We start from the raw sequence: 14341 nt of genomic DNA, 5'->3' as shown, positions 1-14341 counted from the left end.
CCTCAGTACATCAGCTCGCCGCCATTGGCGTCGAGCTGCGCGCCGTTGATCGCGCTGGCGTAGTCCGAGGCGAGGAACAGCGCGGCACGGGCACACTCGTCATCGGTGCGCATGCGCCCACCGGGAACGCCGGCGCTGAACTCGGCGCGCACCTGTTCCTCGCTGACGCCCCGCGCAGCGGCGGTCTGGCGCACCACCGCCTGCACCGGCTCGCCCCACATCCAGCCGCAGGCCAGGGCGTTGACGCGCAGGCCGTGCACCGCCTGTTCGCTCGCCAGGTAGCGCACCGAAGCCGCCAGCGCGGCCTTGGACGCCGCGTAGGCAGCGCCACCCTGGTAGGGCTTGCGCACACCGAGGGTGTTGATCATGACGATGGCGCCGTCGCGTTGCGCCTGCATCGTCGGCAGCACCGCCCGGCTCATGTTCAGCGAACCCAGCAGGTTGACCTCCAGGGCCTCGCGCAGCGGCTCGTTGTCGCCCTCCTCCACGGCCTGGAAGCCGCCGTGGGAGAAGGCGCTGTTGATCAGCGCGTCGATGCGCCCGAAGCGCGCCACGGTGGCCTGGGCGAAGTCATTGCAGGCGGCGGGATCGGTGACGTCGGTGGGCAGGCGCAGCACTTCGCAGTCGGGGGCGATGGCGTGGATGCGCGCCTCGGCCTCGATCAGCCGCGCTTCGTTGCGCGCGCCGATGGCCAGGGCGCGCGCGCCTTCGCGGGCGGCTTCCAGGGCCAGCTTGATGCCCAGCCCCGGACCGATGCCGGAAACCATCACAACCTTGTCTTTCAGCAACATGGGAATCTCTCCTGTGTAGGGATCAGGCCTGGATATGCCGGCGGCGGTATTCGGCGTAGTCGCGTTCGAGGGCGGCCTCGTCGAGACCGAACTGTTCGGCGCTGTACTGGTGGGCGGCGCGCTTCTCGCGGCCGTTGTCGGCCAGCCAGCGCTGCATGGCCGCGCGGCAGTCCGGCGTCAGGTCGAGGCCGGCGAAGGCGTAGATGCGCTCGACCACGCCGAGCGGGTCGCTCAAGGTGTCCTCGAAGCGCACGTCGAGGAAGCGCCCGGCCGGCAAGTCTTCACGCACCTGCATGGTGTGGCGCAGGGCGCGGGCCATGCGCTGGTTCCACTGGCTGCCGACAGCGCGCGGGTCCACCTGCTCGCTGTAGAGCTGCCAGAGGGTATGGATAAAGCTGGCCAGGGACGGAATGGTCTTGCCCGGATCGCGGTGGGTCAGCACCACCTGGGCGCGGGGGAAGACCTCGAACAGCAGCTCGACGGTGTGCAGGTGCTGCGGGCTCTTCAGCAGCCAGCGGCGCCCCGGCGCGACGCCCCGAAGGGCCTGCTGCCATTGCAGGAACTGCAGGGTCTTCTTCAGGTAGCGGTAGACCTGGGCCTGGTCCTGGCGGTCGAGCCAGGCGGTGTAGCTCGGCACGTTAACGTAGGAGTCCATGGCGCAGAGGAAGGAGTGCTCCATGAGCATGAATTCCTCGTCCGGCTGCTCGGCGTCCAGCGGGTGGATGGCCAGCAGTTGCGGCAGGAACTCGATCATCCCCGCCACCTCCATGCGCGCCCGCTCGATGCGCTGGACCGGCGCTTCGACCGCCTCGCCGGCAAGCGGCGCCGGGTAGCGGGTTTCCCACCACTGCGCCTTGCTGAACTGCGGGTCCACCGCCAGGGTGCGCTGCAGCAGCGTGGTACCGGTGCGCGGCAGGCCGACGATCACCAGCGGGTCGTCGATGGGCTGCTGGAGGATTTCCGGGTGACGCTTGCAGTAGTCCTCCAGCACCAGGCGGTTGACCAGTTGCGCCAGCAGCTTCTCGCGCAGCAGCGCGCGGCCCTGGGCGGAGAGTCTGGCCTCGTCACGCAGGGCGACGGCGAGCACGTCCAGCGCCTCGCGGAAGTCGCCTTCGCCGAAGTCAGCGAGCCCCCCTGTACGCGCGCTGGCCTCGGCCAGCAGGGCTTTTGCGGAAAAATCGTCCATCACACCAGGTCCTTGAGTTCGGCGAGCTTGAGCACGCGGGTCGTCGGGTGCACCGGCTGCTTCGCGCCAACCCAGCGCAGACAGAGGGTGCCGTGGGGGTGGCCAGCGGTTTCCAGCCAGTTGGGCAGGCCCGGGTCGCGAGCGCTGAGGACGATGCGTACGCCGCCCTCCCCGTCGAGCTGCGCCGAATGCTTGTTCAGGCAGATGCGGTGGTAGCGGTAGTCCAGCGACTCCATCCAGTAGTTGTTGATCTGCAGGTTCCAGAAGTCGCACTCGGGCACCCGGTCGACCTCGATCACCAGCGCCTCGTCCTCGGCCAACGCCCAGTAGGAGTGGTAGTAGATGATGTTCGGGTCGCCGCCGACCGACTGGCACAGCCCCTGGTCCGCCAGCGGCAGCTGGTTGGCGTGGGCCTGGTAGCCCTGGGCCCAGTCGGCGAACAGCCGCGCGGTGCCCTCGACGAACGAGGCGGCGCGGGTCAGCCCCTGCTGCAGGCGCTGCGGGGTCAACGGCTCGGGGGCCTGGCCGCCATCGAGGCGCTCGATGCGCAGTTGCGCCGGCTGCTCGGCGGCGCGGTCGAGGAAGGTCTGGCGCACCACCAGCGCGTTGCTCGCGGCCTCCATCGGCAGCCAGTTGCCAAGGGCCGGCCGGTGCTGACTGAGGATGATCTCGAAGTTGCCATCGGCGTCCAACTGCAGCTGGCTGGCGTCGATGAAGCCGGTCTGGATCATCTTGCCGTCGGTCTCGTAGCCGCCCTTCTGGGTGCCGAAGCTCAGGTAGAACACGCTGCCCCGACTGCCGCTGACGCGGTACTGGTGCTCGCCATTGAGGCGGGCGTAGCGGTACAGGTTGTCCGGGTTGTCGGCGCCGATCTTCGCCGTCTCGTGGGAGGGCGTGATGAAGCCAGGGAAGTCCGGGTCGGCGAACTCCAGGTGCATTTCCAGGGCGATGCGCAAAAGGCGGGTCAGGTAGCGGAAGCCTTCGGCGCGGGTCTGGCCGTCGGCGGGCGCCTCGGCGCGCAGTATCTGTTCGCCGCTGCGGCGCAGTTGTTCGCAGAAGAGGTTCCAGCTTTCGCCGCTGATGACCTCGTGTTCGATCCTGTCGGTGGGCATTTCGGTCTCCTCCAGTGGGCCTGTACAGACCATAGGGAGGTGCGGCATGCGGATTCTTCGTCCGAGCGGACGAGGAGCGCGAAGACGCTTGCGCCGAGTATCGACTCTGACGCGTCGCGCGGTGCGATGCGCACGTCTGGAGGAAGACTCCCATGAGCACAGAGAAGAACCTGGTGCGCTCGCTGAGCGTGGAGATCGCGGCGCCTGCCGAGCTGGTCTGGTCGATCCTGGTCGACCTGCCGAGCTACCCGCAGTGGAACCCCTACACCGTCAAGGTGGAATCGAGCCTGCGCCTGGGCGACCCGGTCAACCTGTTCCTGCCCGACCCGACCCGTCCCGGCGAGTTGTTGCACGTGGTCGAGTACCTGGCCGACTTCGAACCGCATCGCCTGCTCGCCTGGGAAATGATCGCCAGCGCCGACAACCCGGATGCCGCGCGCCGCGAGCAAATCATCGAATCCACCGGCCCGAACAGCTGCCGCTACCAGACCACCGATCAGTTCCTCGGCCCTACCGCCGATCAGGTGATGGCCAACCATGGCCCGTGGGTCAAACAGGGCTTCGACGCCGTGGCCCTGGCGGTCAAAGCGCGTGCCGAGGCATTGAACGCGGTACCGGCCTGAGTTTGGCCGTCGCGGTTTTTTCGTCCGCTCGGACGAAGAACCCGCGACGGCGCATTACCTACCGTGGTGTCACGCCGACCCCGAGGACGGCAAGACACGAGGAGGTAAGTGATGTTGAGTCATCTGCAACGGCTGGAAGCGGAAAGCATCCAGATCATCCGCGAAGTGGTCGCCGAGTGTGAGAACCCGGTGATGCTCTACTCCATCGGCAAGGACAGCGCAGTGATGCTGCACCTGGCGATGAAGGCCTTCGCCCCGGGCAAGCCGCCCTTCCCCCTGCTGCACGTGGACACCACCTGGAAGTTCCGCGAAATGATCGAGTTCCGCGACCAGACCGCCAGGCGCCTGGGTCTGGAGCTGCTGGTGCACATCAACCCCGAGGGCGTCGAGCGCAACATCAACCCCTTCGAGCACGGCTCGGCGCTGCACACCGACATCTGGAAGACCCAGGGCCTGAAGCAGGCGCTGGACCACTACGGCTTCGACGCGGCCTTCGGCGGCGCGCGCCGCGACGAGGAGAAATCACGGGCCAAGGAGCGGGTGTTCTCGATCCGCTCCGAGCAGCACCGCTGGGACCCCAAGCAACAGCGCCCCGAGCTCTGGAAGCTCTACAACACGCGCAAACGCAAGGGCGAGAGCCTGCGGGTGTTCCCGCTGTCGAACTGGACCGAACTGGACATCTGGCAATACATCTTCCTGGAACAGATCCCCATCGTGCCGCTGTATTTCGCCAAGGAGCGCCCGGTGGTGCGCCGCGACGGCACCCTGATCATGGTCGACGACGACCGCCTGCCGCTGCGCGACGGGGAGACCCCGGAAATGCGCAAGGTGCGCTTCCGCACGCTGGGCTGCTACCCGCTCACCGGTGCCATCGACAGCGACGCCGACGACCTGTCGGCAATCATCCAGGAGATGCTCGTCAGCCGCACCTCCGAACGCCAGGGCCGCCTGATCGACAGTGACTCGGCCGGCTCCATGGAGAAGAAGAAACAAGAGGGGTACTTCTGATGAACGCCATCACCCAATCGGCGCGCGACGACCTCGGCGCCTACCTGGCGCAGCAACAGCACAAGCAACTGCTGCGCTTCATCACCTGCGGCAGCGTCGATGACGGCAAGAGCACCCTGATCGGCCGCCTGCTCTACGAGTCCAAGGTGCTCTTCGAGGACCAGCTCGGCCAGCTCGAAGCGGACTCCAAGAAGCTCGGTACCCAGGGCGAGGAACTGGACTTCGCCCTGCTGGTGGACGGTCTGGCCGCCGAGCGCGAACAGGGCATCACCATCGACGTGGCCTACCGTTTCTTCGCCACCGACAAGCGAAAGTTCATCGTTGCCGACACCCCCGGCCACGAGCAGTACACCCGCAACATGGTCACCGGAGCCTCCACCGCGGACCTCGCAGTGATCCTGGTCGATGCCCGCCAGGGCCTGCTGGTGCAAACCCGCCGGCACAGCTACCTGGTGTCCCTGCTGGGTATCCGCAAGGTGGTGCTGGCGATCAACAAACTCGACCTGATGGACTACTCGCAGGAAGTCTTCGAGCGCATCGAACGCGACTACCGCGCCTTCGCCACGCAGATCGGCCTCGACGACATCCAGTGCATCCCGCTCTCCGCGCTGCGCGGCGACAACATGCTCGAAGCCAGCCCGAACACCCCCTGGTACCAGGGCCCGAGCCTGCTGCAATACCTGGAAAGCGTACCGCTGGAGGAATCACGGCAGAGCCAGGCCGCGTTCCGCCTGCCGGTGCAATGGGTAAACCGACCGAACCTGGACTTCCGAGGCTTCAGCGGCAACATTGCCGCCGGCAGCATCCGCGTCGGCGAGCGCATTCGCGTGCTGCCCTCGGGCCAGCAGAGCGTGGTCAGCGGCATCCTCGGTACCGCCGGCCAGCAGGATGAAGCGGTCTGCGGCCAGGCGGTGACCCTGACCCTGGAAGACGAGATCGACATCAGCCGTGGCGATCTGATCACCCCGGCCGACGCCCCGGCGGAAGTGGCCGACCAGTTCGAGGCCACCCTGGTGTGGATGGACGAGGACGCCCTGCTGCCCGGCCGCCCCTACCTGCTGAAGATCGGCACCCGCACCGTCGGCATGAGCTGCACCAGCCTCAAGCACCGGGTCGACGTGAACAGCCTGGAACACCTGGCCGCGCGCACCCTGGAGCTGAACGAGATCGGCGTGTGCAACCTCAACCTAGACCGCCCGATCGCCTTCGATGCCTACGCCGATAACCGCGACACCGGCGGTTTCATCGTCATCGACCGACTGAGCAACCGCACCGTCGGCGCCGGCATGCTGCACTTCGCCCTGCGCCGCGCGCAGAACGTGCACTGGCAGGCCATCGACGTGAACCGCGAGGCCCACGCTGCGCTCAAGGGCCAGACGCCGCGGGTGCTGTGGTTCACCGGGCTGTCCGGTGCCGGCAAGTCGACCATCGCCAACCTGGTGGAGCGCAAGCTGCACGCCCTCGGCCGGCACACCTACCTGCTCGACGGCGACAACGTGCGCCACGGCCTGAACCGCGACCTGGGCTTCACCGAGGCCGACCGCGTGGAGAACATCCGCCGCGTGGCCGAGGTGGCGAAGCTGATGCTCGATGCCGGGTTGATCACCCTGGTCTCCTTCATCTCGCCGTTCCGCGCCGAACGCGACATGGCGCGCAACCTGGCGGGCGAAGGCAACTTCCTGGAGATCTTCGTCGACACGCCGCTGAGCCTGGCCGAGGAGCGCGATCCCAAGGGGCTGTACCAGAAGGCCCGGCGTGGCGAGCTGAAGAACTTCACCGGCATCGACTCGCCGTACGAGGCGCCGCTGACGCCAGAGATCCGCATCGACACCCGCCATGAATCGGCGGAAGCGGCTGCGGAGCGGATCGTGGAGATTCTGCTCAAGGGTTGATCCGAGCGGTAAGGCATCCAGGCCCGCTCCCGCACCGGGGCGGGCCTTTGTTTTTCGTAGGGCGGACAACGCCTTAGGCGTTATCCGCCGTTTTGGGGGCGGTGTTTCTGCGCCGCTTCGGCGTGTGCTGGAAGATTTTGTTTCGCCCCCTCGGGCGAGTTACTTTCTCAAACGACAGAAAGTAACCAAAGGTCTTTGCCCCATCATCCGGGTCCCGCTTCGCGGGACTCCCCTCGTTCCATCGAAGTTTCAGGGGCACGCGCTGACGGGCCATCCCTGGCCCGACAGCGCTCTCGCGGCATCCATGCCGCTCAACCCCTGAAACTCCGATTCCACTCGGCCTCCTGAAGGGGCGTTCTGGAGTGTGCGGATATTTCTCTGGAAGTCTTATAGAGCCAGAGCAGAAGCTGCGCTCCCGTAGGAGAGACGGGGCGCCTAGCCCTTGTCCGCGAGCACCCACGCTGCAGGATGAACGCCCGTAGGGCGCATAACGCGCAGCGTTATGCGCCGTGATGGGTATCGCTTCGCTCCACGCCATCCTACGAAGAGAAATCCAGCATGAAGCAGCCAAGGTATCAGGCGCGCGCAGAGTCCCGTCAGGAGGCCGAGTGGAGGTATTGCGCAGAGGGGCCAGCGGCATGGATGCCGCGAGAGGCGTAAAGGGCCAGGGATGGCCCTTCTACGCCGACCCTCGGAGCGATACCGGAGCGAGGGAAGTCTGAGCGAAGCGAAGACCCGGATGTCGGGATGTAGGAGACAACCACCAGGCAAAAAAAAGCCCCGCGGGTAGATTCCCCCGCGGGGCATGACCAGCCAAAGGATTCGGTTGTATCAGCTCGCCGCCAGCTCCCGCAGGGCAGCCTTGGTGACCTTGCCCGCGGCGTTCAACGGTAGCGCATCGAGCAGCATGGCCCGGCGCGGGGCCTTGTAGTTGGCCATGCGCTCGCGGCACCAGGCGAGGAAGGCGTCGAGGTCGATGGATTGCCCCGCCGCCGGCAGCAGGAAGGCCATGGCCACCTCTCCCAGGCGCTCGTCGGGGATGCCGATCACCGCCGCCTGGGCCACGCCCGGATAGCCGAGGATGGTCTGCTCGATCTCCGCCGGGTACACGTTGAAGCCGCCGTTGATGAACATGTCCTTGAGACGATCGGTGATGCGCAGGTAACCGCGCTCGTCGAGCACGCCGACATCGCCGGTGTGCAGCCAGCCGTCGGCGTCGATGGCTTCGGCGGTCGCCTCGGGGTTGCCGAAGTAACCCCGCATCAGGTTGTAGCCGCGCACCACCACTTCCCCCGGCTCGCCGGTCGGAACGCTGCGGCCCTGGGCGTCCACGCAGCGAACCTCGACTTCCGGGAAGGCGCGGCCGCTCGTGGTGGCGATGGTCTCGGCGTCGTCACCCGGACGGCAGATGGTGACGAAGCCGCAGGTCTCGGTGAGGCCGTAGGCGGTGACGATGGTCTCGAAGCCCAGTTCGCTGCGCATGCGCCGGACCATTTCCACCGGCACCGAGGCGGCGCCGGTGACGGCCACGCGCAGCGAGCTCAGGTCATGGTCGCCACGGCGCGGATGGGCCAGCAGCGACTGGTACAGGGTCGGCGGGCCGGGCAGCACGGTGACGCGCTCGGCGGCCACGCGTTCGAGCAGCACGTTCACGTCGAACACCTCCTGCGGCAGGATGCAGCAGCCGCGCATCAGCGCCGCCAGCCAGCCGGCCTTGTAGCCGAAGCTGTGAAAGAAGGGGTTGACGATCAGGTAGCGGTCGCCCTGGCGCAGGCCGACCATTTCGCTCCAGTCGGACACCAGGCGCAGGTTCTGCCCGTGGGCGGTCATCACGCCCTTGGGTTTGCCGGTGGTGCCGGAGGTGAACAGCAGGTCGCACAGGTCATCGGCCGTGACCTGCGCCTGGCGCTCGTCCAGTTGCGCTTCCTCAACCGTCTCGGCCAGCGCCAGGAACGCTTCCCAACCCAGGGCACCAGCACGCTCGCCGCGCAGGATCACCCGCTGGCGCAGTGCCGGCAGCTCCTCGCCATCGAGCAGCGCCGGGTAATCGTTGCCAAGGAAGTCGCCGATGACGAACAGCAGGCTCGCGCCGCTCTCGCGCAGCACCAGGCCCGCCTCGGCCCCCTTCATGCGGGTGTTCAGCGGCACCAGCACGGCGCCCACGCTGTGCAACGCGGTGGCCGCGACTATCCATTCCCAATGGTTCGGCGCCCATACCGCGACCCGCTCGCCGTGGCCGATGCCCAGCGCCAGGAGCGCGCGAGCGGCGCGGCGGCGCCACCGGTCAAGCTGGCGGTAGCTCAGGCGGACGTCGCCGTCCTCGATGGCCGGCTGTTCGCCATAGGCAGTCGACGCGGCGCTAAGCAACTGGGGGATAGTCAGGGCGGATTGCGGGCAGGTCATGGCAGGGAACTCACGAACGAAAACCGAAGAAGGGCCGGCGTAATGCCGGCCCGATGCCTTGAAGACTCAGGCCTGCGGCGGAGCGAAGCGGCGGCCGGCGGAGAAGCCGCCGTCGACGGCGATCATCTGCCCGCTGACGAAGGAGGCGTCGTCGGAGGCGAGGAACAGCGCGGCCTTGGCCACCTCCTCTGGCTGCCCGGCGCGGCTGAGCATGTGCTGCGAGGCGAAGAAGGCGTGGAAGGCTTCCTGCTCGCGCACCATCTGGGTCATGGGGGTTTCTATCAGGCCCGGGCAGAGGCCGTTGACGCGCACGTTGGCATGGCCGTAGTCGATGGCCATGGAGCGGGTCAGCTGATTGATGCCGCCCTTGGCGACGTTGTACGCGACGTTGCCGTCGCAACCCTGCAGACCGAAGATCGAGCCGATATTGATGATCGAGCCGCTGCGCTGGGCAACCATCTGCGCCACGGCGTGCTTGCTGGTGAGCATGCTGCCGGTGAGGTTGATGTCCAGCACGCGCTGCCACTCGCTGGTGGGCGAACTGGTAACGCTACCCTGGCTGGCGACGCCGGCGGCATTGACCAGTACGTCGAGGCGACCGTAGCGCGATACCACGTCGCCCATCACCTGCTCGACGTTGCTCTCGTTGCGCACGTCCAGGGCCATGAACAGGCCGGGGAACTCGGCGGGAGCGCTGCCCACGTCCAGCCCCACTACCTGGGCGCCTTCCGCGGAAAAGCAGCGCGCGCACGCCAGGCCGATGCCCGATGCCGCGCCAGTGATCACCGCGACCTTGCCTTGCAGTCGATTCATTGCGTACCTCTGGTCTTGTTGTTCTGAGGGTGTCCTGCGGAGAAAGTCTAATCAGCCGTAGGAGGATGGTGATCGTCCATTGAGACTAGCCAGGTGGCAAGCCCGGACATCGCTCACGCCCGCCGGGAACGCAATGGCCCCGGCGGCGTCTCAACCCGCTACGCCAAACCAGCTCTTCACCACGCGAAAATCCGCCGGGATGGGCGTCGTGAAGTTGTCGAGCACGCGGCGGTAGCCGGTCGACAGGATCAGCCAGGCGCCATCGCGCTTGACGTATTCGTCCTGGTAGAACGCCGTGCCCTGCACGATCCAGTCGTTATCGAGATCGATCACCTGGTCTTCCAGGTACCACACGCCACGGGCGCGATCGGGGCCGACGAGTTCGATCTCGGGATGGTGTCCCTGGTGCTTCGACAACAGGGTCGGGCGATCCATCATCCCTTTCAGCCCGGCGATGAACGCGTCGCGGCCGACGAAGGCGTAGTTGCCGCTGTCCAGCTGGGTGGTGACGTCCTCGGCGAGGCAGCTGGCGAACAGCGCCCAGTCGTGGGTATCGATGGCGCGAAAGTAGCGGTACTTCAGTTGGCGGATCTGCTCAATCTCAAGAAGGACTTCGACGGACTCGGCCATCTGCTTGTCTCCGATGAGGGGGGAATCACGAGCCTGTCAGCGAGCCTGCAGCCGATCATCGTCCAAGGGGACTAGCCCTAGTCCGATCGGCCGATTTCCACCATCCCGAACGATGCAAGTCTGCCCTTCCCTGCCTCACCGCAGGTCCTGCCAGGAGGCTCGCCGCCGCCCCATCCGCGACGCTCGGGTGGTTACGGGCGGTGCCGCCTCCTTACAACAACAATAAGGAGACATCACGCATGAACATGCTGCAAGGCAAGGTGGCGCTGGTCACCGGTGGTGGCCAGGGTGTCGGCCAGGGCATTGCCCTCGCCCTCGCCGCCGAGGGTGCCAGGGTCGCCGTGGCGGGTCGCACCCGCGCCACGCTGGAGCAAACAGTGGAAGAAATCCGCCAGCGCGGTGGCGAGGCCCTCGCGGTGGAATGCGACGTGATGAGCGCAGCCGATCTGGATCGCAGCGTGGCCCAGGTAGTGGAGGCCTTCGGCGGCCTCGACATCCTGGTCAATAACGCGCAGATCGTGCCGCTGGGGCGCATCCTCGACGTCAGCGACGAGGACTTCATGAAGGGCATCGACTCGGGGCCGATGGCCACCCTGCGCCTGATGCGCGCCTGCTACCCCCACCTCAAGGGCAACGGCTCAATCGTCAATCTGGCCTCTTCCGCCGCCGTGCGCTGGGATGCCTCCGGCTACGGCCACTACGCCGCCACCAAGGAAGCCATCCGCTCCCTGAGCCGCGCCGCCGCCTGCGAATGGGGCGTGGACGGCATCCGCGTCAACGTCATCGCTCCTCACGCCCTGTCGCCAGGGCTGCGCGGCTGGGTGGACGCCCATCCGGCAGAGGCCGAGGCGTTCTTCCAGAGCATTCCGTTGCGGCGCGTCGGCGATTGCGAGGCCGACATCGGCCGCACCGTGGCCTTTCTGGTCAGCGACAACGCCCGCTACCTGACCGGCGCCACCATCCCGCTGGATGGCGGCCAGGCCTACTGGGGTTGAACAAGGAGATTTCCATGCAACGTCTGGCAAACAAGATCGCCATCATCACCGGAGGCGCCCGTGGCATGGGCGCCGAAACCGCCCGCCTGTTCGTCGCCGAAGGCGCCCACGTCATCATCGCCGACCTCCTGGAGCAGGAAGGTGCGACCCTCGCCGCTGAGCTGGGCGAAGCAGCCAGCTTCCAGCGCCTGGACGTCGGCTGCGAGGAAAACTGGCAGCGCCTGGTGCAGGCCACTCTGGAGCGTCACGGGCGAATCGACGTGCTGGTGAACAACGCCGCCGTGCTGGTGTTCGGCGCCATCGAGCAACTGTCCAAGGCGGAGTTCGAACGAGCGCTGTCGATCAACCTGACCGGCACCTTCCTCGGCATCCACAGCGTGGCGCCGATCATGCGCGAACAGGGGTGCGGCTCGATCGTCAACATTTCCTCGGTGGACGGGCTCCGCGGCGTCAACGCCCTGGCCGCCTACGTGTCGAGCAAGTGGGGCGTGCGCGGCCTGACCAAGGTCGCGGCGCTGGAGCTCGGGCCACACGGCGTGCGGGTCAACTCGGTGCATCCAGGCGGCGTCGATACCCTGATGTCCAACCCCACCGGCGCCACGCGCGACGAACTGGCCGGGCAGTACCGCACGGTGCCGCAGCAGCGCATCGGCGCGCCGGAGGAAATCGCCCGCGCCACGCTGTTCCTCGCCAGCGACGACGCCAGCTACTGCAACGGTAGCGAGTTATCGGTGGATGGCGGCGTGGCGGCCGGCGCCTACTACCCGGGCCTGCCGGGCTCGCCGATCTGAGCTGCTGCGGGCAGCCCCGGACCAAGGGGCTGCCCGCACAACCTCTCGCCAGACCTCTCGCCAGGCCAATCGCCAGCCACCGCTGGCACCACAGCACTCACCCCACTGCCAGCCAGGCCGACCTCCCGAGTCCCCCGGTCAATTCGCCCGACCGTCCATAAATCAGGCAAAAAAAACCCGGCCGAAGCCGGGTGAAGGAAGGGGCGGCACAAGCCCCACACTCGAGAGCAATTCAACAAAAACCATCAATCGGGGAAGCGCACCCGCACCTCGCGGCTGCCAGCGCGACCCTGGCAGGCCAGCGTCCAGCCTTCGGCGATCTCGGCGGCGCTGAGCACGTCGTTACGCGGCAGCAGCACCTCGCCCTGCTCCACCTTGCACATGCAGGCACCGCAGAAGCCCTCCTCGCAGGAGGCCGGCGGCGCAAGGCCAGCGCGGCGGCAGCTTTCCAGCAGGGTTTCACCGGGGATGCAGGCCACCTGGTGTTCGGCACCGTCCAGCGCCACCACCAGGCTTTCCGCACCGGATTCGACGGCGGCGCTGCGGGCCTCTTCGCTAGCAGCTTCCTGCGCGTCCGGATCGGGCGGCGAAACGAAGCGCTCGACATGGATATGCGCCGAGTCGACGCCTTCACGCAGCAGCGTGCTTTCCACCGTATCCATGAACGGACCGGGACCGCAGATGAAACACTCGGCCTCTTCCCAGCCGCGCAGCAGATGACGCACGTCGCTGGCGGCGAGGAAGCCCTGCAGGTTGTCCAGCACGTGGATCACCTGCAGGCGCTCGCCATGCTCGGAGACCAGGCGACGCAGCGCGTCGCGGAAGATCACCGAGTCGGTATCGCGGTTGGCGTACACCAGGCGGATGCGGCAGTCGCGATGGGCCAGCGCCTCGCGCAGGATGGAGAACACCGGAGTAATCCCCGACCCGCCACCGAACAGCAGCAGGTCGCGCGTCACCTCGCCGAGATGGAAGTGGCCAGCGGGCGGCAGCACGTCCAGTTCGTCGCCCGGACGCACGCGCTCGTTCATCCAGTTCGACACCCGGCCACCGGCCACACGCTTGACCGTCACCCGCAGCGTCTCGTCCAGCCCGGGCGTGCTGGACATGGAGTAGCAGCGCGTCAGAGTCTTGCCGTCGAGCGCCACGCGGAAGCTGAGGAACTGCCCGGCGCGGTACTTGAAGCGCCCGGCCAGTTCCGCCGGCACACGCAGCACCAGCGAGCGCGCGTCGGCGGTTTCCTCGATGACGTCGGCCACCTCCAGGCGGAAGGTGCCGGCGACGGTTGGCTCCGCTTGCGGCGCCAGGGTCTGCGCACTGCCCATCGCCACGCTCCGTCAGACGCCGCTGATCAGTTGGGCGTTGTCCACACGCAGCTCGGCGCCGCTGATGAAGCGCGACTCATCCGAGGCGAGGAACAGCACCACGTTGGCGATATCCCGCGGCGCGCACATGCGGTTCATCGGGTCGGCGTCGAGCGCCTCCTGGGGAATCGGCTGACCACCGGCCAGGGCCTGGGTCATGGGGGTGTTGACGCCGTCCGGGTGCACGCTGTTGCAACGGATGCGGTAGCCCTGCTGCTTGCAGTGCACGGCAATGGAGCGGGTCATGGCCGCCACCGCGCCCTTGGAGGCGGAGTAGGCGCAGAACGCCGCCATGCCGCCCAGGGCCGCCACCGAGGACATGTTGACGATGGAGCCGCCGCCGGTTTCCTTCATCGCTTCGATGGCGTACTTGCAGCCGAGGAAGTAACCGTCGCCATTGATGGTCTGCACCTTGCGCCACAGTTCCAGGCTGGTGTCCTCAATGCTGGCCACGGCCAGGATGGCGGCGTTGTTGACCAGCACATCGAGACGGCCGAAGCGCTCCACGGTGGTCCTGATCACGTGTTTCCAGTCGCTTTCGCTGGCGATGTCATGGCGGATGAACAGCGCGTTGTCGCCGATCTCGGCGGCCACGGCGCGGCCGGCCTCCTCGTTGAGGTCGGTGATCACCACGCGGGCGCCTTCGGCGGCCAGCAGCAGGGCGTCCTCGCGGCCGATGCCGCTGGCCGCGCCAGTTACGATGCACACTTTGCCTTGAACTCGATTCATGCTT

13 protein-coding genes are annotated in these 14341 nt (G+C 67.1%); 5 read left to right on the top strand and 8 right to left on the bottom strand.

Features of this window, described 5'->3' with window-relative positions; all coding sequences use genetic code 11:
• Positions 1 to 2 precede the first annotated feature (2 nt).
• From SD196_RS12815 to SD196_RS12805, 3 genes are read right to left on the bottom strand one after another with little or no spacing between them, the layout of a single operon-like run.
• Positions 3 to 791 carry an SDR family oxidoreductase gene (locus tag SD196_RS12815; RefSeq protein ID WP_416311580.1) on the bottom strand — a complete coding sequence of 263 codons (789 nt, stop codon included), beginning with the start codon at positions 789 to 791 and terminating at the stop codon, positions 3 to 5.
• Between the two features lie 22 nt (positions 792 to 813).
• Positions 814 to 1977, bottom strand: a complete 1164-nt coding sequence (locus SD196_RS12810; protein WP_416311579.1) for a sulfotransferase family protein — start codon at positions 1975 to 1977, stop codon at positions 814 to 816.
• A complete protein-coding gene (locus SD196_RS12805; protein ID WP_416311578.1) occupies positions 1977 to 3089 on the bottom strand; it encodes a DUF1214 domain-containing protein in 1113 nt (370 codons plus the stop codon). Before SD196_RS12805 ends, SD196_RS12810 begins: the two co-directional genes overlap by 1 nt.
• 152 nt (positions 3090 to 3241) lie before the next feature.
• On the opposite strand from SD196_RS12805, the gene SD196_RS12800 reads away from it, so the two are divergent.
• From SD196_RS12800 to cysN, 3 genes are all read left to right on the top strand, one after another.
• On the top strand, positions 3242 to 3712 hold the full coding sequence (locus SD196_RS12800) for an SRPBCC domain-containing protein (protein WP_416311577.1): 471 nt from the start codon (positions 3242 to 3244) through the stop codon (positions 3710 to 3712).
• 111 nt (positions 3713 to 3823) lie between these two features.
• Positions 3824 to 4720: a sulfate adenylyltransferase subunit CysD gene (gene cysD / locus SD196_RS12795; protein ID WP_416311576.1), complete on the top strand. Its 897-nt coding sequence runs from the start codon at positions 3824 to 3826 to the stop codon at positions 4718 to 4720.
• A complete protein-coding gene (gene cysN, locus SD196_RS12790; protein ID WP_370599508.1) occupies positions 4720 to 6612 on the top strand; it encodes a sulfate adenylyltransferase subunit CysN in 1893 nt (630 codons plus the stop codon). The genes cysD and cysN overlap by 1 nt, the downstream gene beginning before the upstream one ends.
• Before the next feature lie 831 nt (positions 6613 to 7443).
• Here cysN and SD196_RS12785 read toward each other — a convergent pair.
• The 3 genes from SD196_RS12785 to SD196_RS12775 all read right to left on the bottom strand — a co-directional run bounded on the left by SD196_RS12785 (position 7444) and on the right by SD196_RS12775 (position 10458).
• Positions 7444 to 9015 carry a FadD3 family acyl-CoA ligase gene (locus SD196_RS12785; RefSeq protein WP_416311575.1) on the bottom strand — a complete coding sequence of 524 codons (1572 nt, stop codon included), beginning with the start codon at positions 9013 to 9015 and terminating at the stop codon, positions 7444 to 7446.
• A 66-nt stretch (positions 9016 to 9081) separates the two neighbouring features.
• A complete protein-coding gene (locus tag SD196_RS12780) occupies positions 9082 to 9828 on the bottom strand; it encodes an SDR family oxidoreductase (RefSeq protein WP_331314638.1) in 747 nt (248 codons plus the stop codon).
• 150 nt (positions 9829 to 9978) lie between these two features.
• The gene (locus SD196_RS12775) at positions 9979 to 10458 is read right to left on the bottom strand and encodes a nuclear transport factor 2 family protein (RefSeq protein ID WP_331314636.1); all 480 of its coding nucleotides are present in this window, start codon (positions 10456 to 10458) and stop codon (positions 9979 to 9981) included.
• 239 nt (positions 10459 to 10697) lie between these two features.
• On the opposite strand from SD196_RS12775, the gene SD196_RS12770 reads away from it, so the two are divergent.
• Entirely contained in the window at positions 10698 to 11453 is a 756-nt protein-coding gene (locus SD196_RS12770; protein ID WP_275607311.1) for an SDR family NAD(P)-dependent oxidoreductase, read from the top strand.
• A 14-nt stretch (positions 11454 to 11467) separates the two neighbouring features.
• Positions 11468 to 12244: a glucose 1-dehydrogenase gene (locus SD196_RS12765; protein WP_416311574.1), complete on the top strand. Its 777-nt coding sequence runs from the start codon at positions 11468 to 11470 to the stop codon at positions 12242 to 12244.
• Positions 12245 to 12489: 245 nt separating this feature from the next.
• Here the strand turns inward: SD196_RS12765 and SD196_RS12760 are convergent, their stop codons facing one another.
• A complete protein-coding gene (locus SD196_RS12760; RefSeq protein WP_416311573.1) occupies positions 12490 to 13569 on the bottom strand; it encodes a 2Fe-2S iron-sulfur cluster-binding protein in 1080 nt (359 codons plus the stop codon).
• 12 nt (positions 13570 to 13581) lie between these two features.
• Positions 13582 to 14337, bottom strand: coding sequence for a glucose 1-dehydrogenase (locus SD196_RS12755; protein WP_331314627.1), 756 nt, complete (start codon positions 14335 to 14337; stop codon positions 13582 to 13584).
• Between the last annotated feature and the right edge of the window lie 4 nt (positions 14338 to 14341).

It is taken from the genome of Pseudomonas macauensis (genome assembly GCF_047902425.1).
In the GTDB taxonomy this organism is placed as follows: Bacteria; Pseudomonadota; Gammaproteobacteria; order Pseudomonadales; family Pseudomonadaceae; genus Pseudomonas.
This window is presented reverse-complemented; position numbering and strand designations above follow the sequence as displayed.